Source organism: Bradyrhizobium sp. F1.13.3 (assembly GCF_040548265.1).
Classification (GTDB): Bacteria; Pseudomonadota; Alphaproteobacteria; order Rhizobiales; family Xanthobacteraceae; genus Bradyrhizobium.
The window spans coordinates 57,735-78,904 of the sequence record NZ_JBEPRI010000025.1 but is presented as its reverse complement, the minus strand read 5'-3'; the positions used below and the strand labels follow the sequence as shown (position 1 = coordinate 78,904).

Genomic DNA, 21,170 nt, shown 5'->3' with positions numbered 1-21,170 from the left:
ACAAGCCGACAGTTTCAGCTATCAGGCCAACCACTTTGCGACGATATCGTTCGTTCAGGATCTCGACCGATTTCATAGAGGCGAGTTCGCGCAGAATATCCGGGTTTCGTTCGACCTTGCTCCCAGTCGCGCACTGCTCCACAAGAAAATCCATAAGCATCGGCAAATTCCTTCTGCGACATTCCCAAATCTGCGCGCAGATTACGCACACTAATTGCAGCTTCGTCGGCCTCGCGAGCAATAGGGCGGGAGCGCACTTTGGCGACTCCCCCAACGTTCTCTGACGGGCCATTTTCTCCCTCTGAAGCCCCGCGCTGTAATGACGCCACCAAAGTTTTCCGACGATACGGGTTGCGAGATGTTTTTACGAACACGTCCTTAAACACGCCAAGGTTAACTCCGTTCGCGATCGGGAGAGATGCGATCTGTTGCAACTCTGCAGACGTGAGAATTTTAGAACCGTAGTTCAGAGCAACCCCCTCGAGAGAGTGCCCTGCCTGGAGAGCAATTGTGCGCTCCTCTACCTTGCCTTCGCGCGCCCAATCCTTGAAACTATGACGCAAGGAATGAAAGACATACTCCGAGCCCATTCCTAGAGATTCAAACAGACGCTGCATGCGCTTGGAAGCAACACTGCTGGGGCGTTTCGGAGCAGCGGCACTTCGGCGCTTACTCTCATAGAGCTCAGGAAAAAGATAGATATGGCCTTCGTCGCGCTGCCGATCGACCCAATCTATAAAGCCGAGATCTGTAAGCTTATGATGGAGCGCAAAACGCCTCAAACTATCGGGGTTTTTGATCTGTCGATTCTTTCTGCCTTTCTTGCGTGAGTTTTTCTTACTGGTGTAGCTCAGAGCCATGGACGTTTCGCTGTCAATCCGGGAGGAGAGCCGGCCGGTCCAAACGCCGTCGATCAGTTTTATGTCCTGGGTTCGGAGGCCAACGAGTTCGCCTAGTCGAGCACCCGTCAAATATCCAAGGAGAGGAAGCCAGACGTCCTCCGGTCGTTTCGATCCGGCATCCCGCGTGCACTCTTGAAACAGCAGATTTAGTTGAGCCCTCGAAAGTGGATAGCGGTCCTCTGGCGGGGGCATCCCCTTCGGAATATGAACGTGCTTGTAGTCGAAAGGATATCGCACCTTGTGCCTTGCGCAGAGCCACCTGATCGCCGTCTTAACTTTGCCAATGTAGCCCACTCTGGCGGTGCCGTAAGAAAGGGAGTCCTCGCGATCCTTTAGAGGAATCTTCTTGTTTTCAGCAATCGCCGCTTCCAAGGTCTTTCCGCGCCAATCGGGATCAATGGTATGTCGCTTAGGGAGATACTGAAGTTGGTCGGCGAATTTATCCAGATCTTGAATATCGTAGTCGGCAATTCGCTTGTCCGCGACCAACGACATGAAGGCTTTCAATCGATGCCTGAAGTACTTCGGTTCGCGGGAGTCCTTCGGCAACTGATTTTCTTTTGTTTTAATAAATTCTTCAAAACATTCGCTAAGAAGAGGGCCTTTATATAAAAGCAACTCTTGGATTTTCGTGTTTCCGTCGATGGCCGTCTCCACTTTCCCTAACAGGCGCGTGCTCTTTTTATTGGCAGCGTGGAAATTAGCTTCAAACTTCCTGGCTTTGGCGGAAACTTGCGAGATTCGATCCTTCCACGCATGAAAATCATCCTTATAATTTTCATTAAGATCTTCCAGATCCTGCGTCGTACTGCGAAAAGCGCGCGATTTCGACTGAAGGTCAGTGAAGACAGTTTCGTAATCTTCGATCAAGGTCTTTGCGAACTCATTCCAGCCGGCATGAACATTTTCGAAAAGTTGCTTTTGCTTTTCGGCCATTGCCACGAGTTCAGCGGGATCCCCCGAATTTTTCCGGCTGTCGAATTTTTCTAGTTGCTCGGCGTCGCGATTGATGCGCTGAACCTCAGCCAGAAGAAAGTCGGTAAACTGTCGACGGATCGCAGCCTGCGATCCGCGATGGTCTTCCTCTGTCCACGACTCGTCTCCATTAGCTTCATCGCTGTGAATTCGGAGGCGAGATAATCCACGATATCGCATTGCCGAGAACCATCGCTCTGCCCCGCCAGCGAGATGGCGGGCGTAGCGGGACGCCACTCGATTGCTCTGAACGGGCAGACGAACCCTGAATGGCGACGAACCGAAGGCTGGTTTCAGGTCGGAAGGAGGCCTTAGTTGGAAGAACCAGGTCTGACCGCGAAGCCAAAGATAAGACGCCATTGTGTACGCTGCCGTGTACTGTGGGGCAGCAGACCTGAAAAAATCGTCAAGAAATCATATGGTTAACTTTGGCGGAGAGAGTGGGATTCGAACCCACGGTACGGTTTCCCGCACACACGCTTTCCAAGCGTGCGCCTTAAGCCACTCGGCCATCTCTCCGGAGCGCACTCTCTTGAAGGGGCGCCGATGATTTTGCAAGGGATCGCGGGGAAATCGGGTGATTTTTCCGTAAGGTGTTGTATTTTATAGATAATATCAGGCGCGGCGCCACCGCTCGGAACCGCCCGCCAACTGAACCGGTGGCGGGTTTGGCGCGACGATTCACTCAAGACCGTCAAACACGTCCGGGGGCACCATGACCATCCGCAACACCATCGCTGCGCTGAGCCTGATTTCGGCCCTTGCCGCCGCCTTCGCCGGACCGGCCGCCGCACAGGTCTGCACCCGGCAAGGGCTCGACGTCAGCTGCGACGACGGACGGCGCGGGATGCTTTCGGGAGACTCAATCCTCTGGCCGGACGGCACGCGTTCGAGCTCGACGCCGCATCAAAGCGTCATCATCGGCAACAAGAGGTCGGTGCATGTCGGGCCAGGCGTGTTCGTCGGCCAAGGCAAGGGCATGGTGCCGCTCGACGATCCGAACGCGCCGAACAAGCGGCAGTGCGCGATTCTGGAGGGCGTGTCGTATTGCTATTGAGGTTCTCGTGTTCGCCCCTGCCCTCCCCGAAAAAACGGGGAGAAGAAGACTAGATCAACCGCACACCTGATATCGCCGACTTGAGCCAGCGCAGCGCTTGCGGCGGCTGGTTGGCGAGCGGCGCGACCGCGGCCTTCTCGGTCCGGCACTTCTCCAGCTCAGCGACGAAATCCGCAGACCATTGCTGGATGGTGTGGCCGCGCAGCTTCTTCATCATCGCATCCCAGCGCATCTTGCGCTCGGTGAGCGGCATCGCGGCAGCGACCGCGATCGCGCGCGCCATGCCGTCGATGTCGTGCGGATTGACCAGCAGCGCGGCGTCGAGTTCGTTGGCCGCGCCGGCGAATTTCGACAAAACCAGCACGCCGGGATCGGCCGGGTTTTGCGCGGCGACGTATTCCTTGGCGACAAGGTTCATGCCGTCGTGCAGCGGGGTCACGACGCCGATCTGCGCGGTGCGGTAGAGACCCGCCAGCACGGCCTGGCTAAAACCCTTGTTGAGATAGCGGATCGGTGTCCAGTCGGCCTCGCCGTGGCGGCCATTGACGTCGGACACGAGCCGCGCAACCTCGTTCTGCAAATTGCCATAGGCTTCGATGGCACCGCGCGAGGGATTTGCGATCTGCAACAGCGAAATGCTGCGCGCAAATTGCGGATGATCGGTCCAGAGTCGATCGAACGCGCTGATGCGGTTGACGAGGCCCTTGGAATAATCGAGCCGGTCGACGCCGATCGCGAGCCGCTCACCGTTGAGGCTGCGGCGCAGCCGCGACACGTCCGGATGCGACGCCGATTTCGCCGCGTATTGCGCGAACTTCTCGGCGTCGATGCCGATCGGAAACACCTCGCAGCGCGTTCGGCCATGCTGCGAGATCGCAACGCCGTCTTCGACGGCGAGGCCGAGTTCGCTCGCGACATAGCCGAGAAAATTCTGGCAATCGTCATGGGTCTGGAAGCCGATCAGATCGTAGGCCAGCATCGCCGTGATCAGCTCGCGATGATTGGGCACGCCCTGCATCACCGCGGCGACCGGCCATGGCGTATGGAGGAAGAAGCCGATCGGATCGTCGACGCCGAGGTCGCGCAGCTCCGCGCCGAGCGCGAGGAAATGATAATCCTGCACCCAGAACGCGGTTTGTGCTTTCCGGAAACGCATCAAGGCGCGCGCCATGAAGGCGTTGACCTCGCGATAGCTGACGTAGTCGTCGCGCGAGACGCGGATCAGATCGCTGCGCGAATGCAGCGCCGGCCACAGAGCCGAATTGGCAAAGCCTTCGTAATAGCCTCCATAGTGCGCCGCCGGCAGATCCAACGTCGCGATCGCGCCCGAACCCAGTGCTTCGATCTCGGCGAACGGCTCCTTTTGATGACCGTCACGCACACGGCCCGAGGAACCTACCCAGATCGCGCCCGAATGTTCTACGACAGGTAACAAGGCCGCCGCGAGACCGCCCGTCATGGGCTCGTTGGGTTTGCCGCGCGCGACGCGATTCGAAACGACGACTAAGTTCACAGGTCGTCCCCTCCTGTTTCATTCCACCCCATTTAACTGCCGTTCATCAATATGGTTCCTGATCATCCTTTGCACCAATTGAAACCAAAATCGGGCGAGCGCGTTGGAACCGGTTTACCTCCAGGGAACCTGACGTTTTCGCTGCACAAACTCGGTTTCGGAACCGTCGGCGCGCAGCACGAAGCGAGCGCGCCAGGGGATTGCGCGCGCGATAATGTGGCTTCGCGATGTCGGCGCCTTATTCCAACCGTGAGTCGTCGAGCAGCCGCGCAAGGAACGCGCGCACATCGTTCGGCGCGTCGAAGTGCCCGTTGACACCCCTGGCGCGGCGACCGACCGAGAAGGCGAGCCCGTCCATGTCGGGCATGATAGCGAACACGGTTTCGTCGGTGACGTCGTCGCCGATGAAGATCGGACGGCGTCCCTTAAAAGGCTCGTGCTTCATCAACTCGCGCACCCCGGTCGCCTTGGTGAAACCGGAATGCTTGATCTCGCAAACGAACTTGCCGGGCAGCACCTCGATCGGCGCATTGGGCAGGTCGGCGCGGATCAGCGAAACGGCTTCATAGATCGCCTTCTCCGCATGCGGCGCAAGGCGGTAGTGCAGCGCCAGCGAATAGCCCTTGTCTTCGAGCAGAATGCCGGGACTGAGCTTGGCAACCGCCGCGAGCCGCCGCTTCAGCTCCTTGTCCAGCGGCGGCGCACCGATGGCATCGGCTTCATTGTCAATGGAAAGCCGCATTTCCGCGCCGTGGCCGGCGACGGCGCGAAAGACATCGGGCGCGAAGATCAGATCGATGTCATTGAGCGAACGGCCGCTGACCATCGCCAGCGCGCCCGAGGTGCGCTCCGTCAACCGGTTCAGTGTTTCCGACAGGCCTGGCGGCACCCACACCTCACGCGGCGTCGGCATCAGGTCGAGCAGCGTCCCGTCGATGTCGAGCAGGATCGCTGTTTCATTGAGATGCGGCACGAGCGCGTGAGGCACCGGCACCGCATCGGGCGCTTCATCGTCGACCATGGTGCGCTTTTGATCCAATTCAGCCAGTTCCGATTTCATAGTCTACTCCATGGAAGCAAGCGGCCGTGCGATTTCTTCGAGCGATCTGCGTTCCGCCGAGACGGCATAGCGCCACGCCACGATCGCGGCCGCGATCATCAGGAATGCCCCCAGCAGATAGCCTGCGAACACGCTCGTGCGTGATCCCGTGTCGATCAGCGCACCGAACAACGCGGGGCCGATCACGCCGCCGATGCCGGTGCCGACCGCATAGAACACGGCGATCGCGAGCGCGCGGACTTCCAAGGGAAAGGTCTCGCTGACGGTGAGATAGGCGGCGCTCGCAGCGGGCGAGGCGAAGAAGAAGATCACCATCCAGGCGATGGTCTGCCCCTGCGCGCTCAAGGCGCCGATCGAGAACAGATAGCCCGACAGCGCCAGCAACAGGCCCGACGTCCCATAGGTGAACATGATCATGGTACGGCGGCCGAGCGTATCGAACAGGCGACCGAGCAGCAGCGGACCGAGGAAGTTGCCGGCCGCGAAGGGGAGCAGATACCAGCCGACGTGATCGGCGCTGATCCCGTAAAAGTCGGTCAACACCAGCGCAAAGGTGAAGAAGATAGCGTTGTAGAAGAAAGCCTGTGCGATCATCAGCACCAGGCCGACCATCGCCCGCTGTCGATAGACCGAGAACAGCGTGTGCACGACCTCGCGGATCGGCGTGTGACTCCGCATTTTCAGGCGAATCTTGGCGAAGCGCGCCTCGCTCGTATCCTGGTCGTGTCCGATCACCGAGCGTTCGATCTCGTCGACGATGGCGTGGGCCTGGTCGGGACGCCCGTGGATCATCAGCCAGCGCGGACTCTCCGGAATCCACATCCGCATCAAGAGCACGACGAGGCCGATGGCCGCGCCGATGAGATAAGCGAGACGCCAGCCGAGATCGGGGCCGATCACCGCGGGATCGAGCAGCACGATAGCCGCCACCGCGCCCATCGCGGCACCGATCCAGAAGCTGCCGTTGATGACGAGATCGGTCCAGCCGCGATAGCGCGCGGGCACCAGTTCCTGGATGGTCGAATTGATCGCGGTATATTCGCCGCCAATGCCGGCACCTGTGAGAAAGCGAAACAGCGCGTAGCTCGCGACATCCCATGACAGAGCGGTCGCGGCCGTCGCCGAGAGATAGAGCGCCAGCGTGATGAAGAACAGCTTCTTGCGGCCGATGCGATCGGTCAGCCAGCCGAAACCGAGGGCGCCGAGCACCGCGCCCGCGAGATAGGCGGAATTGGCTATGCCGAGATCGAGATTGGAGAAATGCAGGGTGGGACTCTGCTTCAGCGCGCCGGAGAGCGCGCCGGCCAGCGTCACCTCGAGCCCATCCAGAATCCAGGTGATGCCGAGCGCGAGCACGACGCGGGTGTGAAAGCCGCTCCACGGCAGCGCGTCAAGTCGTGCGGGAATGCTGGTTTCGATGATGCGATCGGCCGCGGCCGCCTTCGCGACCGCCTTGGAGACCACAGGTCCATCGTTCGGCGCTGGGCTTCGCTGCAATTCCATCGCGTTGTTGCATCTGACCAATGGACATGGCCCCGGTTCACGTGGCGTGGACGGGGGCGATCCGATCAAGGGGGTGCGGCATTCCGCCTGCCACCTGCGACAACGTCTGCGGTTAGGGCAGGTTCCCCGTGGAACGACCGTTCGCGCCGCCGGTTTTCGCCGGAGCCGCAAGGAGTTGACGCATGGCTCATGCCAGAAAGACGACACATTCTCGCAGAACAGCGGCGCGCAAGGGCACCAAACGCACCGCACCGAAGCGCTGGTCACAGCGCGTGACGAAGGAGAGCGACGCGCTCGACCTCAAACAAGGCGTGTTCAAGCTGACCAGCGCGAAGAAGATCGCGACTTCGTTGAAGCGCTCGGCCGAGCACAGCGCGCGCCGCAAAACCGGCGCTTACCGCTCAGCGCTGTCGATGCTGACGTTCTACATCAACCGCGCCGGCAAGACGCTGCCGCAGACGCAGCGCACGCGGCTGGAGCGGGCAAAGGTGGAGCTGAAGCGGGCGTTCGGGAGGGAGTGAGCGCTAGGTCGTCCTGGACAAGCGAAGCGCTGATCCAGGACCCATTACCCCAGGGAGCAGTTTGGCGATGACTCGGAGTGGGCAGTTCGCCCGACAACTCCGCCTTGGGGTCATGGGTCCTGGCTTTCGCCAGGACGACATTGGCGGGATTGCCCCTACGCCGCCCGGATATTCCCCATGAAGCGGTCGAGCTCAGCGCGCAGGCGGGTGCTTTCGGACGACAGCGTCTTGGCCGAATGCAGCACCTCTTCCGAGGCCGAGCCGGTTTCGGCTGCGCCGCGGTTGACCTGACCGATGTCGGTGGCGGCGGTCTGAGTGCCCTGTGCGACGGTCTGGACGCTGCGCGCGATTTCCTGCGTCGCCGCGCCTTGCTGCTCTACTGCGCTCGCAATCGATGTCGAGATCGACGAGATCTGGCCGATGGTCGCGCCGATCTCCTTGATCGCCGCAACCGACTCGGCGGTGGCGCCCTGCATGCCCGTGATGTGCGAGGAGATCTCGTCGGTGGCCTTCGCGGTCTGGCTCGCAAGCGACTTCACTTCGCTGGCGACCACTGCAAAGCCGCGGCCGGCTTCGCCGGCGCGTGCCGCCTCGATGGTCGCGTTGAGCGCCAGAAGATTGGTCTGCTCGGCGATCGCGGTGATGAGCTTGACGACTTCGCCGATCTGCTGGGCGGCATGCGAGAGCTTGCCAATGCGATTATCGGTCTCCTTTGCCTGCACCACGGCAGCTTCGGCAATGCGGCTGGAATCGCGCACCTGACGGCCGATCTCCTCGACCGAGGCTGAAAGCTCTTCGGTCGCGGTTGCGACCGACTGCATGTTGCTGGAGGCCTGCTCGGAGACGTCGGCGACCTGGCTCGACAGGCTCTGCGTGGTCTCGGCGGTGCGGGTCAGCGTCGAGGCCGCCGATTCCAGCTGCACGGCGGAAGCCGAGACGTTGGAGACGATGGCGCCAACCGCGCTCTCGAAATCGTCGGCGAAACGGATCAGCTCGGAACGACGGCTTGCGGCCTGCTCCCTGTTCTGGAGTTCGTTGGCGGCAGCATCGCTCTCGGCCTTGGCCACGGCCTGGACCTTGAATTCTTCGACCGCGCCGGCCATTTCGCCGATCTCGTCCCTGCGCCCCAGACCCGGCAGCACGACGTCGAAATTGCCCGAGGCAAGCTCGCGCATCGCCTTGCACATCGCGATCATCGGACGTGAAATGCCATTGCCCAGCATCCAGGCCAACGCGGCACCAATGGCGAGGCCGCCGAGCGCCATCATCAGCATCGTCCGCTCGGTGTCGCCAATGGTGGCATTGGCGCTCACTTCGATGCGCTGCTGATCCGCCGTCAGCTCCGACCGCAGCTCACCCGAGAGCTTGAGAATGGACGCGGCCGTCTTGGTCATCTCGCCGTTCAGCTTGACGATGACCTTCACGTTCTCGGTCAGCTTTGAAAAGGAGGTGCGGTACTGCTTGAGGAGATTGCTGATCTCGGTAACGCGGTCGGTGATCTTCTGGTCGTTGGCATAGATCGAGACCAGCAAGGTCTCCAGGAATTTGATGCGGGCGATCACGCCGTCGGCGGTCTTCGGCTCCGGCTTGGCGACGAAGGCGCTGACCGAGGTGGAGACCGCCAGATATTGCGATGTGATGTCCTTGGCCGTGCTCTGAACCGAATTCAGGCCCGCCAGTGCCGCGGTATCGGCGAGGTCGTCGAACTTGAACCGGATCTTGTTGCCGACGCTGTTGAGCTCATCGGTCGCGATCTTGCCGTTCTCGCGCGTCAAACCGATGATCTCGCCGAACACCTTGGTAAAGCTCTTGAAGTCGGCCTCGAGCTTGCCGACCTGCTCGCGGCGCGCCGCGCCCGTGGTGGCCGCCGCCGACTTGGCGATCGCGGCCCTCAAATTCTCTTCGGCTGCTTTGGCAGCGGTCTCATCATCGGCCGCGCCGGTCAGCGTGTAGGCCCGCGCCAGCCCCTGGTAAGCGATCAGCTCGCGATCGACCGTCCGCGCAAGGTCCGCTTCGGCGACGCTAGTGCGGTAGGAGGCCACGGCGGCCTGAATCCGCTCGAAGCCGAAATACGCGAAAGCCATGCTGACGGCGAGGATGGCGAGCACCGCCACGAAGCCGAGGATGATTTTTGCGCGAAAACGCAAGGTGAGCAGCTTCGATGTGGTCGGCTTCGACTTGACGGGCATTCCCCCACCCCATTCCATTCGCGGAAAAACCAGGCGCAGCCCGGAAGCAGCCCGCTTCCTGACGCGTGAGCACGGTAAATGGCAAAGGATAAGCGGCGGTAAATTTGTGGCGCCGCAACCGACGGTTAGGTGACGCAGGGTCTGGTCGTCCTGGACAAGCGAAGCGCTGATCCAGGACCTGTTACCCCGGGGAGCAGTTTGGCGATGACTCGGAGTTAGCAGTGCGCCCGACAACTCCGCCTTGGGGTCATGGGTCCTGGCTTTCGCCAGGACGACGGCGGAGTGCGTGACGCGCTTCGAGCTTACGCTGCCCGGATATTCCCCATGAAGCGGTCGAGTTCGGCGCGCAGGCGGGTGCTTTCGGACGACAGTGTCTTGGCCGAGTGCAGCACCTCTTCCGAGGCCGAGCCAGTTTCGGCAGCGCCGCGGTTGACCTGACCGATGTCGGTGGCGGCGGTCTGAGTACCCTGTGCGACGGTCTGGACACTGCGTGCGATTTCCTGCGTCGCCGCGCCTTGCTGCTCCACCGCGCTCGCAATCGATGTCGAGATCGACGATATCTGGCCGATGGTCGCGCCGATCTCCTTGATCGCCGCAACCGACTCGGCGGTGGCGCCCTGCATGCCCGTGATGTGCGAGGAGATCTCGTCGGTGGCCTTCGCGGTCTGGCTTGCGAGCGACTTCACTTCGCTGGCGACCACTGCAAAGCCGCGGCCGGCTTCACCGGCGCGTGCCGCCTCGATGGTCGCGTTGAGCGCCAGAAGATTGGTCTGCTCGGCGATCGCGGTGATGAGCTTGACGACTTCGCCGATCTGCTGGGCGGCATGCGAGAGCTTGCCAATGCGATTATCGGTCTCCTTTGCCTGCACCACGGCAGCTTCGGCAATGCGGCTGGAATCGCGCACCTGACGGCCGATCTCCTCGACCGAGGCCGAGAGCTCTTCGGTCGCGGTTGCGACCGACTGCATGTTGCTGGAGGCCTGCTCGGAGACGTCGGCGACCTGGCTCGACAGGCTCTGCGTGGTCTCGGCGGTGCGGGTCAGCGTCGAGGCCGCCGATTCCAGCTGCACGGCGGAAGCCGAGACGTTGGAGACGATGGCGCCAACCGCGCTCTCGAAATCGTCGGCGAAGCGGATCAGTTCGGAGCGGCGAGCAGCGCTCGCTTCTTTATTCTGGGCTTCGTTGGCCGCGGCGTCGCGCTCGGCCTTGGCCACGGCCTGGACCTTGAATTCTTCGACGGCGCCGGCCATCTCGCCGATCTCGTCCTTGCGGCCCAGGCCCGGCAGCACGACGTCGAAATTGCCCGAGGCAAGCTCGCGCATCGCCTTGCACATCGCGATCATCGGACGTGAAATGCCGGTGCCGAGCAGGAAGGCGAGGACCGCGCCGAGCAGCGTGCCGCCGACGGCCAGCATCAGCACCAGTTGCTCGGTCTTCCCGATGGTCGCTTCCGATTCGGACTCCAACCGCTGCTGTTCGGCAACGAGGTCCGCCTTCATGGCGGTGGCGCCCTGAAGGATCGCGCCGGCCGAGCCGCTCATCTCGGTGACGAGAGCATCGACCATCTTGGCGTTGGCGATCAGCTTCTCCAGCGATTCCCGATAGGCACCGAGCAATTCCTTGGCGTCCTTCAGGCCGGCGACGATCTTGTCGTCCATGGAATAGACCGCGTTGAGCGAGTTCTCGACGAATTTCAGCCGCGCCAGCGCGCTGGTCGCGATCGCCTGGTCGGATGTCAGCACGAAATTGGTCGCGGCCGCGTTCGCGGTCTGGAATTGAGCATTGACCTGCTTGGTCCCGAACTCGATCGCCTGCGCCTCGGAATCGGAGGCGTTGTTACCGATGTCGTCGAGCTTGTATTTCAGGAGGTTGGCGTTGCGCGTGAGCTGGTTCTGCACCAGCAGCGCGCTGTCACGCTTGGCCTGGAGGACCTTTGCGAAGGTCGCGGAGAAGTTGGAAAACTCCTTGCCGAGCTTGCCCAGGCTCTCCTGGCCTGCCGGCTTCTTGGCGCTCTTGACGGCTTGGTCGATGGCGCTCTTCAGGCCGGTCTCCGCGTCCAGCGCCGCCTTGGCGTCGTCCTCCTTGCCGGTGACGACGAAATATTTGACGGCCGAGCGATAGGCGAGCAGCTCCCGGTCGATGTTGCGGGCGAGATCGGCCTCGGTGACGCTGCTGCGGTAGGACCCGACCCCGGACGAGACCCGTTCGAAGCCAAAATAGGAGAAGGCCATGCTGCCGGCGGAGATCACCAGCACGGCGGCAAAGCCCAGAATGATCTTGGCGCGGAACCTGAGGGTCGGCATTATTGTGCGCTTCGAGGACGACGCGATACGCCCGGACATTCCCACCCCCATTTTCATTCAGCCGAGATCCGGTGGCGCCCCGCCCCCTGACCTGACTGCGCAAAACTAAGGCAGAATCGATAAGGGGCGGTAAATTCGGTGCGCCCACAGCATTTCCGGCTCTATCGGCCAAGGCGGACCCCTTAGACATATAGAGGCTGGCATCCCAGCTGCGGCCCGCCGCCGCGCCCGATCCGGTCGACTCGGCCTCCTCAATCAGTGCTGGCCATTCTGAATCAATGACTTTTCCATGACGCAGGCGACCAAAATCGTAGTTGCAAAGTTCCGGGTCGCTGTCTCTAATTAGAAACAATCAAAATCGATCCCGGGAGGAGTTCAACCGTGTCTACAGTCAAACTGACCGTGAACGGCAAGGCTGTTGCCGTTGACGTCGAGGACCGCACGCTGCTGGTTCAGCTGCTGCGCGACCACCTCAACCTCACCGGAACCCATGTCGGCTGCGACACCAGCCAGTGCGGCGCCTGCGTCATCCATATGGACGGCAAGGCGATCAAATCCTGCACCATGCTGGCGGGACAGGCCGACGGCTCCAGCATCACCACGATCGAAGGCATCGCCAAGGGCGACGAGCTGCACCCGATGCAGGCCGCCTTCCGCGACAATCACGGCCTGCAATGCGGCTATTGCACGCCGGGCATGATCATGTCGGCGATCGACATCGTGCACCGCTATGGTGGCCAGCTCGACGAGGCCACCGTCCGGCACGAGCTCGAAGGCAATATCTGCCGCTGCACCGGCTACCACAACATCGTCAAAGCCGTGCTGGATGCGGCAGGCCGCATGAAGGTCTCGCAGGCGGCCGAGTAAGCGGCCCGCCTCGAAATAAGAACCATCGCCGCCGCTTTCGAGGGAAAGCGCGGTCAAGACAAATTCCGGTCGGGAGGACCAGACATGGGTGTTGAAGGCATTGGCGCGAGCGTCGTGCGCAAGGAAGACAAGCGTTTCATTACCGGCAAGGGCCGCTACGTCGACGACATCAAGTTGCAGGGCATGACCCATGCCCATTTCATCCGCAGCCCGCACGCGCATGCCAAGGTGAAGGGAATCGATTCCTCCGCCGCGCTGAAGATGCCAGGCGTGGTCGCGGTGCTCACGGGACAGGAGATCGTCGACGACAAGGTCGGCAATCTCATCTGCGGCTGGGCCATCACCTCCAAGGACGGCAGCCCGATGAAGATGGGCGCATGGCCGGCGATGGCGCCGGAGACGGTGCGCTTCGTCGGTCAGGCCGTCGCAGTCGTGATCGCCGAGAGCAAAAATCTCGCACGCGACGCGGCCGAAGCCGTGGTCGTGAACTACGAAGAGCTGCCCGCGGTCGCCGATGTCCACGCCGCGATCAAGTCCGGCGCGCCGCAGCTGCATCCCGAAGCTCCCGGCAACCAAGTTTATGACTGGGTGATCGGCGACGAGGGCGCCACCGATGCCGCCTTCGCCAAGGCCGCCAACGTGGTGAAGCTCGACGTTACCAACAACCGTCTTGCGCCGAACGCGATGGAACCCCGCGCCGCGATTGCCGATTACGATGCGGCGGAAGAGCATTTCACGCTCTACACGACGTCGCAGAACCCGCACGTCGCCCGCCTGGTGCTGTCGGCGTTCTACAACATCGCACCCGAGCACAAGCTGCGCGTGATCGCGCCCGACGTCGGCGGCGGCTTCGGCTCGAAAATCTTCATCTATCCCGAAGAGATGGTGGCGCTGTGGGCCTCAAAGAAAGTCGGCCGTCCCGTCAAATGGACCGGCGACCGCACCGAAGCCTTCCTCACCGATGCGCATGGCCGCGACCACGTCACCCATGCCGAGATGGCGTTCGACGCCAACAACAAGATCACCGGCTTGAAGGTGAAGACCTACGCCAATTTCGGCGCCTACATGTCGCTGTTCTCGTCGTCGGTGCCGACCTATCTCTACGCGACGCTGCTGTCGGGCCAGTACAACATCCCGGCGATCCATGCCGAGGTGGTCGGGGTCTACACCAACACCACGCCGGTCGACGCCTATCGCGGCGCTGGCCGCCCCGAAGCGAGCTATCTGATCGAACGTCTGATGGAGACGGCTGCGCGGCAGTTGAAGGTCGATCCGGCCGCGTTGCGCCGGACCAACTTCATCACCCAGTTCCCGCACCAGACGCCCGTGATCATGGCCTATGACACCGGCGACTTTAACGCCTCGCTCGACGCCGCGATGAAGGCGATCGACTACGCTGGCTTTGCCGGGCGCAAGGCCAAGGCGAAAGCCGACGGCAAGCTGCGCGGCATCGGCGTGTCCTGCTACATCGAGGCCTGCGGCATCGCGCCGTCGAAGGCCGTCGGCAGCCTGGGCGCCGGCGTCGGTCTTTGGGAGTCCGCCGAAGTCCGCGTCAACCCGGTCGGCACCATCGAGGTCCTGACGGGATCGCACAGCCACGGCCAGGGTCACGAGACCACGTTCTGCCAGCTCGTCGCGGAACGCCTCGGCGTTCCCATCAGCCAGGTCTCGATCGTCCATGGCGACACCGACAAGGTGCAGTTCGGCATGGGCACCTACGGCTCGCGCTCCGCGGCCGTCGGCCTCACCGCGATCCTGAAGGCGATGGAGAAGATGGAATCCAAGGCCAAGAAGATCGCCGCCCATGCGCTGGAAGCCTCGGAAGGCGACATCGTCATCGAGAACGGCGAGTTCAAGGTGGCCGGGACCGACAAGGCGATCGCCTTCCCGATGGTCGCGCTCGCGGCCTACACCGCGCACAATCTGCCTGACGGGATGGAGCCGGGTCTGAAGGAGAGCGCTTTCTATGACCCGACCAACTTCACCTTCCCGGCCGGCACCTATATCTGCGAGCTCGAGGTCGATCCCGGCACGGGCAAGACCTCCTTCGTCAACTTCGTCGCGGCCGACGATTTCGGCCGGCTGATCAACCCGATGATCGTCGAGGGCCAGGTCCATGGCGGTCTTGTGCAAGGCATCGGACAAGCGTTGCTCGAGCACGCGATCTACGACGCCAGCGGGCAGCCGGTCACGGCCTCGTTCATGGACTACGCCATGCCGCGCGCCGACGACGTTCCCTCGTTCAACCTCTCCCACACCACGACGCTGTGCCCGGGCAATCCGCTCGGCATCAAGGGTTGCGGTGAGGCCGGCGCGATCGGGGCGTCAGCGGCCGTGATCAACGCGATCACGGACGCGATCGGCAAGAACAATCTGGAAATGCCCGCAACGCCTGACAGGGTGTGGCGCACCATCCACGCGGCTTAAGGAGAGGAACGAAGATGTACCAGACCATTTATCATCGCGCGTCCTCGGTTGACGAAGCCGTCGCCCTGTTCTCCAAGAGCAGCGAAGCAAAGTTCCTCGCCGGCGGCCAGACGCTGCTGCCGGTGATGAAGCAACGCCTCGCCAGCCCCTCCGATGTGATCGACCTCGGCAAGATCAAGGAGCTGCAGGGTGTCGAACTCTCGGGCGACGTGTTGACCATCAAGGCCGGCACGACCTATTTCGACATCATGCAGAATGCCGATGTGAAGAAGGCGATTCCTGCAATCGCCTATCTCACCTCGGTGCTCGGCCACCCCGCCGTGCGCTATCGCGGCACGATCGGCGGCTCGATCGCCAACAACGATCCCGCGGCGGATTTTCCCGCCGCGCTGCTCGCGCTCGGTGCCACCGTGAAGACCAACAAGCGGTCGATTACGGCGGATGACTTCTTCCAGGGCATGTTCACGACGGCGCTGGAAGACGGCGAGCTCATCACCACCGTGTCGTTCCCGGTTCCGGCGAAGGCAGGCTATGAAAAGATGCGCCACCCTGCGTCTCGCTTCGCGCTGACCGGCGTGTTCGTTGCGCAGACGAAGTCGGGCGAGATTCGGGTGGCCGCCACCGGCGCCTCGCAAAGCGGCGTGATGCGGGTCCCTGCCATCGAGGCGGCGCTGAAGGCGAACTGGTCACCGTCGGCGATCGACAGCGTGAGCATTTCGGCGAGCAATCTGCTGGCCGACATCCACGGCACGGCGGAGTACCGCGCCAACCTCATCAAGGTGATGGCGCAGCGCGCGGTGGCTGCCGCACGCTGATAGCGCCTCGACGCAAATTTTCCGCGGCGCGCACTTCGGTGCGCGCCGTTTTTATTTGGCCGTGCGGATGAAAGCGCTTGCCTCACTGGCGTGAAGGCGAGAAAAGTTAATCAGCCAATTAACTCGCCCACAGAGGAATGTCCGAGGCGATTGCCGAACAATCGGCATCCGCCCACGACCCGAGGAAACAACAAATTGCTCGACAAATCAGCCCCCACCTCCTCCGTTCGCGCCTCCGGCCCGCTCGCAGGCTTCCGCATCGTCGAATTCGCCGGCATTGGACCGGGCCCGTTCGCCTGCATGATGCTGGCCGACATGGGTGCTGAAATCGTCACGCTCGATCGGGTCGGCGCCAGGAAGAACATGAAGTCGGTCGCGGGCCGCGGCCGCAAGGTGATCGAGCTCGATCTCAAGGACAAGGCGGCGATCGCAGAGGTGCTCGATCTGCTTGCGAATGCCGACGCGCTGGTCGAGGGTTTCCGTCCCGGCGTGATGGAGCGGCTCGGCCTCGGCCCTGACGTGGTGCTCGCGCGCAATCCAAAGCTGGTCTACGGCCGCATGACCGGCTGGGGCCAGCAAGGCCCGCTCGCCAATGCCGCCGGCCACGACATCAACTACATCTCCATCACCGGCGCGCTTGCCGCGATCGGCACGAAGGAAGCGCCGGTGCCGCCGCTCAATTTGGTCGGCGATTTCGGCGGCGGCGCGCTCTACCTCGTCGTCGGCGTGCTTGCGGCGCTGCTGGAGGCCTCGCGGTCAGGCAAGGGTCAGGTCGTCGATGCCGCGATGTGCGACGGCGCGGCATCGCTGATGTCGTTCTTCTTCGACATGACCACGCTCGGTCGCTGGACCGAAGGCCGCAATGAAAATTTCCTTGACGGCGGCGCGCATTTCTACGGCGTCTACGAATGCGCCTGCGGCCATTTCGTCTCGATCGGCTCGATCGAGCCGCAGTTCTACGCGCTGCTGCGCGAGCACGCCGGCCTGACCGACGCCGATTTCGATGCGCAGATGGACCGCAACGCATGGCCCGCGCTGAAGGAAAAACTGAAGACGGTGTTCAAGAGCAAGACGCGCGAGGACTGGTGCAAGATCATGGAAGGCACCGACATCTGCTTCGCGCCGGTGCTGACCATGTCGGAAGCGACCGAGCATCCGCACATGGTCGCCCGCAACGTCTTCGTCGAGCGCCACGGCGTGAAGCAGCCGGCGCCGGCGCCGCGCTTTTCGCGGACGCCATCGGCGGTGCGCGAGCCGGAAGCGGCGGAGATCGGGGCGGTGACGAAGGCGTGGGCGGAGCGTTAGGAGCTGCAAGATCTCCGCTGCCGCACCACACTCCGGGTCGTCCCGGCGAAGACCGGGACCCATAGCCGCGACATTTGGTTTGGCGAAGACTCGGGGTTACCGCCTGCGTGCAACAGCCACTCCCTGGGGGTATGGGTCCCGGCCTTCGCCGGGACGACAGCTGTTTTGACGCGGCAGTCTGCCAAAAAGCCGCGGCCTACGCCGCATCCACCTTCAGCACCCCGCGCCGGATCTGATCCTCCTCGATCGATTCGAACAGCGCCTTGAAATTGCCTTCGCCGAAACCGTCGTCGCCCTTGCGCTGGATGAACTCGAAGAAGATCGGGCCGATCGCGTTGGCCGAGAAGATCTGCAGCAGCACCTTGGTCTGGCCGCCGTCGACCACGCCTTCGCCGTCGATCAGAATGCCGTTGGCCTGAAGTCGCGCGACGTCCTCGCCATGCTTGGGTAGGCGCGCGTCGATCCGTTCGAAATAGGTCTCGGGCGGCGCCGGCATGAAGGGCAGGCCGGCTTCGCGCAGGCCCTCGATAGTGCGGTAGATATCGCGGCAACCACAGGCGATGTGCTGGATGCCTTCGCCGCGATAGATATTGAGATATTCCTCGATCTGGCCGGAATCGCCGGCGTCCTCGTTGATGGGAATCCGGATCTTGCCATCGGGGCTCGTCAGCGCGCGCGAGAACAGGCCTGAGGCGCGGCCCTCGATGTCGAAGAAGCGGATCTGGCGGAAGTTGAAGAGCTTCTCGTAGAAGCCGGTCCAGACGTCCATGCGGCCGCGGTGGACGTTGTGGGTGAGGTGATCGAGATAGAACAGGCCGGCGCCGGCAGGCCGTGGATCGCGCGCACCCAGCCATTCGAACTCGCCCTCATAGGCCGACCCCTTGGCGCCGTAGCGATCGACGAAATAGAGCAGGCTGCCGCCGATGCCCTTGATCGCGGGGACGTCGAGCGTCTTCTGCGCGGATGACACATCGGCAGGTTCGGCGCCGAGCGATATCGCGCGGTCATAGGCCATCTTCGCATCGACGACGCGAAACGCCATCGACGGCGCACAGGGGCCGTGCGCGGCGACGAAATCGTGACCGTGCGTGCCGGGCTCCTCGTTGACGAGGTAATTGATGTCGCCCTGGCGATAGACCGTGATCTTCTTCGTTCTATGGCGCGCGACGGGCGCATAGCCCATCAGCTTGAACACGGCGTGCAGCTGTTCCGGATCGGGATGCGCATATTCGACGAACTCGAACCCGTCGGTGCCCATCGGATTGTCGGCGCTGATCGTGGCCGGCGGTGCATCGTGCGGAAACGGACCCATGGTGCTCTCCCAAATTGCGGCTGCCATGAATTATCCTTCACGATGCCTGCAATGAACGTGCAAATGGGACGTCTTTTGGCTAAGTTGTGCACGATCTGTGCATCAAATGGATAAACTGCGCATGACTTTGGTGGATGCCTTCGACCTCAAGATCCTGGGCGCGCTCCAGGACGACGGCCGCCTCACCAACCAGGAACTGGCCGACCTCGCAGGCCTCTCGGCCTCGCAATGCTCGCGCCGGCGGATGCGGCTGGAGGAGGAGAAGGTCATATCAGGCTACCACGCCGATCTCTCCAGCGAGGCCCTGGGCTTCGGCGTGGTCGCCTTCATCCAGGTGACGCTGGCGACCCACTCGCCGGACAACTCGAAACGCTTCCGAACGCTGGTCAATCGCATCGACGAGATCCAGGAGGCCTATTCGCTCACGGGCGACGCCGACTATGTGCTGAAAGCCGTGCTGCGCGACCTGAAGGGTCTCTCCAATCTCGTCAACGACGTGCTGATGCCGCACCAGAGCGTGGCGCATGTGCGCTCTTCGATCGTGCTCGACAGGCTCAAGGAAAGCACGCGTCTGCCACTGAAGGAAATCAAACTCGGCTGAAATCGAGGGAAATCCGGCATTCGCGCTGCGCGTGCGATCTGCGATGATCCCCGCCAATCTGCGGAGACTGAGCCATGGCCCTCCAGCTTCGACCGAACTGCGAATATTGCGACCGCGACCTGCCGCCGAACGCAATCGATGCGCGGATCTGCTCCTATGAATGCACGTTCTGTGCGGACTGCGTGGAGACGAAACCCTCCAATGTTTGCCCGAACTGCGGCGGCGGTTTTGCGCCGCGCCCGATACGGCCAACGCAGGAATGGCGACCGGGCGTGTGCACCACCAACCAGGCGCCGTCGGACAAGCGGGTGCATTTGAAGTACAGCATGGAGGACGTCGCGGCGCATTGCGCGCGGGTCAAGGACGTACCGCCTGAAATGCGCTGACTTCGTAGGGTGGGCAAAGCGAAGCGTGCCCACCACGCTACCGCGATCGCGGAGTGGAATGGTGGGCACGGCGCTGATGCGCCTTTGCCCACCCTACAAGACGGAGTGTGGGGCGCCCTACTCCGCCGGCAAAATCGTCCCTTCGACCTCACCAAAACCGACGCGATAGCCCTCGCCCTGACACCAGCCGCGCATGACGAGGCTGTCGCCGTCTTCCAGGAACGTGCGCTTCACGCCGCCGGGCAATTCGACCGGCTCGGTGCCGTTCCAGCTGATCTCCAACAGGCTGCCGCGCTGGTTCTTCTCCGAGCCGGAAATGGTGCCGCTGCCGAGGAGGTCGCCGACATTCATGGCGCAGCCGGAGGAGGCGTGGTGCATCAGCTGCTGCACCGAGGACCAGTACAGGTATTTGAAATTGGTGCGGCTGATGCCGGCCGGCGCGTTGGCTCCGGCGGCACGCAAGGAGACGTCGAGCTCGAGATCGTAGTTCTGCGGCTTACCCTGCTTGAGGTAATCGAGCGGCACCGGCTCCTGCTCCGGCCCCTTCAGGCGAAACGGCTCCAGCGCCGCGCGCGCCACCACCCACGGGCTGATCGAAGTCGCGAACGCCTTGGCGAGGAACGGGCCAAGCGGCACATACTCCCATTGCTGGATATCGCGCGCGCTCCAATCATTGAGCAGCACGAAGCCGAAGATCATCTCCTCGGCCTGTTGCTCAGTGAGCATGCCGCCCATCGGCGAGGGCTGCCCGACCACGACACCCATCTCCAGCTCGAAATCGAGCCGCTTGCACGGTCCGAAGCTCGGCACCTCCACATTCGGCGGCTTGAGCTGCCCGCGCGGACGCTTCACCTTGGTGCCGGAGACCACGACGGTCGAGGCACGGCCGTTATATGCGATCGGCATGTGCAGCCAGTTCGGCTGCAGCGCATTGTCCTTGCCACGGAACATCACGCCGACATTTGTGGCGTGCTCCTTAGAGGAATAGAAATCGGTGTAGCCGGAGACCGCGAATGGCAGATGCAGTTTCGCATCGCGCATCGGCACCAGCGCCTGCTCGCGCAGCTCCTCGTTATCGCGCAGCTCGGGATCATCGGCACGCAGCAGCTCGCTGATCCGCGCCCGCGTCTTCGCCCAGACCTTTGGCCCCAGCGCCATGAAAGCATTGAGCGACGACGTCGAGAACACGCCGAGCGGCCCGACATCGAGCCGCGAGTCCTGCTCGAGCTCCCAGAGATCGAGCACATAATTGCCGATCGCCACGCCGACGCGCGGAGTCGGATTGGCCGCGGTCGAGAACACGCCGTAAGGCAGGTTCTGGATCGGGAAGTCGGAGGCGGGATCGACGTCGATGAAAGAGCGGAGGCTGGGGTCGTTGGGGTGCGTTGTCACTTTTCGACGGTCCTTTTTCCTTCTCCCCTTGTGGGAGAAGGT

16 protein-coding genes and 1 tRNA gene are annotated in these 21,170 nt (G+C 62.5%); 8 read left to right on the top strand and 9 right to left on the bottom strand.

The genetic code is table 11. The features are described 5' to 3' along the window. Positions 1–14: 14 nt before the first annotated feature. Complete coding sequence (locus ABIB66_RS39555; protein ID WP_354258842.1) at positions 15–2,237, bottom strand: tyrosine-type recombinase/integrase; 2,223 nt, start codon at positions 2,235–2,237, stop codon at positions 15–17. A 69-nt stretch (positions 2,238–2,306) separates the two neighbouring features. Continuing rightward, positions 2,307–2,396, bottom strand: a tRNA-Ser gene (locus ABIB66_RS39550). A 196-nt stretch (positions 2,397–2,592) separates the two neighbouring features. Between ABIB66_RS39550 and ABIB66_RS39545 the strand changes: the two genes are divergently transcribed. Further along, positions 2,593–2,934 carry a hypothetical protein gene (locus tag ABIB66_RS39545; protein WP_275172683.1) on the top strand — a complete coding sequence of 114 codons (342 nt, stop codon included), beginning with the start codon at positions 2,593–2,595 and terminating at the stop codon, positions 2,932–2,934. A 49-nt stretch (positions 2,935–2,983) separates the two neighbouring features. Here the strand turns inward: ABIB66_RS39545 and ABIB66_RS39540 are convergent, their stop codons facing one another. The 3 genes from ABIB66_RS39540 to ABIB66_RS39530 all read right to left on the bottom strand — a co-directional run bounded on the left by ABIB66_RS39540 (position 2,984) and on the right by ABIB66_RS39530 (position 7,010). Beyond that, positions 2,984–4,447 carry a trehalose-6-phosphate synthase gene (locus ABIB66_RS39540; protein WP_275172682.1) on the bottom strand — a complete coding sequence of 488 codons (1,464 nt, stop codon included), beginning with the start codon at positions 4,445–4,447 and terminating at the stop codon, positions 2,984–2,986. A 238-nt stretch (positions 4,448–4,685) separates the two neighbouring features. Continuing rightward, positions 4,686–5,507, bottom strand: coding sequence for a trehalose-phosphatase (gene otsB, locus ABIB66_RS39535; protein ID WP_354210677.1), 822 nt, complete (start codon positions 5,505–5,507; stop codon positions 4,686–4,688). A gap of 3 nt (positions 5,508–5,510) precedes the next feature. After that, positions 5,511–7,010 (bottom strand): MFS transporter, encoded by a 1,500-nt coding sequence (locus ABIB66_RS39530; protein ID WP_275172680.1) that lies wholly within the window; start codon positions 7,008–7,010, stop codon positions 5,511–5,513. Positions 7,011–7,192: 182 nt separating this feature from the next. Here ABIB66_RS39530 and ABIB66_RS39525 point away from each other — a divergent pair, with 182 nt between their 5' ends. After that, positions 7,193–7,531: a DUF3175 domain-containing protein gene (locus tag ABIB66_RS39525; protein WP_354210678.1), complete on the top strand. Its 339-nt coding sequence runs from the start codon at positions 7,193–7,195 to the stop codon at positions 7,529–7,531. A gap of 155 nt (positions 7,532–7,686) precedes the next feature. Here the strand turns inward: ABIB66_RS39525 and ABIB66_RS39520 are convergent, their stop codons facing one another. Both ABIB66_RS39520 and ABIB66_RS39515 read right to left on the bottom strand, forming a co-directional pair. Continuing rightward, positions 7,687–9,720, bottom strand: a complete 2,034-nt coding sequence (locus tag ABIB66_RS39520; protein WP_275172678.1) for a methyl-accepting chemotaxis protein — start codon at positions 9,718–9,720, stop codon at positions 7,687–7,689. A 302-nt stretch (positions 9,721–10,022) separates the two neighbouring features. Beyond that, the gene (locus ABIB66_RS39515; RefSeq protein ID WP_275172677.1) at positions 10,023–12,062 is read right to left on the bottom strand and encodes a methyl-accepting chemotaxis protein; all 2,040 of its coding nucleotides are present in this window, start codon (positions 12,060–12,062) and stop codon (positions 10,023–10,025) included. A gap of 342 nt (positions 12,063–12,404) precedes the next feature. Between ABIB66_RS39515 and ABIB66_RS39510 the strand changes: the two genes are divergently transcribed. The 4 genes from ABIB66_RS39510 (at position 12,405) to ABIB66_RS39495 (ending at position 17,437) form a co-directional block, all read left to right on the top strand. Further along, positions 12,405–12,890: a (2Fe-2S)-binding protein gene (locus tag ABIB66_RS39510; RefSeq protein WP_354063331.1), complete on the top strand. Its 486-nt coding sequence runs from the start codon at positions 12,405–12,407 to the stop codon at positions 12,888–12,890. Positions 12,891–12,974: 84 nt separating this feature from the next. Continuing rightward, positions 12,975–15,317 carry a xanthine dehydrogenase family protein molybdopterin-binding subunit gene (locus tag ABIB66_RS39505; RefSeq protein ID WP_275172675.1) on the top strand — a complete coding sequence of 781 codons (2,343 nt, stop codon included), beginning with the start codon at positions 12,975–12,977 and terminating at the stop codon, positions 15,315–15,317. A 14-nt stretch (positions 15,318–15,331) separates the two neighbouring features. Beyond that, positions 15,332–16,132 carry an FAD binding domain-containing protein gene (locus ABIB66_RS39500; protein WP_354258839.1) on the top strand — a complete coding sequence of 267 codons (801 nt, stop codon included), beginning with the start codon at positions 15,332–15,334 and terminating at the stop codon, positions 16,130–16,132. 195 nt (positions 16,133–16,327) lie between these two features. Then, positions 16,328–17,437, top strand: a complete 1,110-nt coding sequence (locus ABIB66_RS39495; protein WP_354063326.1) for a CaiB/BaiF CoA transferase family protein — start codon at positions 16,328–16,330, stop codon at positions 17,435–17,437. Between the two features lie 196 nt (positions 17,438–17,633). On the opposite strand, the gene hppD is transcribed toward ABIB66_RS39495, so the two are convergent. Next, on the bottom strand, positions 17,634–18,749 hold the full coding sequence (gene hppD, locus ABIB66_RS39490; RefSeq protein ID WP_354258859.1) for a 4-hydroxyphenylpyruvate dioxygenase: 1,116 nt from the start codon (positions 18,747–18,749) through the stop codon (positions 17,634–17,636). 121 nt (positions 18,750–18,870) lie between these two features. On the opposite strand from hppD, the gene ABIB66_RS39485 reads away from it, so the two are divergent. Both ABIB66_RS39485 and ABIB66_RS39480 read left to right on the top strand, forming a co-directional pair. Beyond that, positions 18,871–19,350 carry an Lrp/AsnC family transcriptional regulator gene (locus ABIB66_RS39485; RefSeq protein ID WP_354210680.1) on the top strand — a complete coding sequence of 160 codons (480 nt, stop codon included), beginning with the start codon at positions 18,871–18,873 and terminating at the stop codon, positions 19,348–19,350. Between the two features lie 74 nt (positions 19,351–19,424). Then, a complete protein-coding gene (locus tag ABIB66_RS39480; protein WP_354258836.1) occupies positions 19,425–19,736 on the top strand; it encodes a DUF1272 domain-containing protein in 312 nt (103 codons plus the stop codon). 117 nt (positions 19,737–19,853) lie between these two features. Here ABIB66_RS39480 and fahA read toward each other — a convergent pair whose 3' ends face one another. Then, entirely contained in the window at positions 19,854–21,128 is a 1,275-nt protein-coding gene (gene fahA, locus ABIB66_RS39475) for a fumarylacetoacetase (protein ID WP_354258833.1), read from the bottom strand. Between the last annotated feature and the right edge of the window lie 42 nt (positions 21,129–21,170).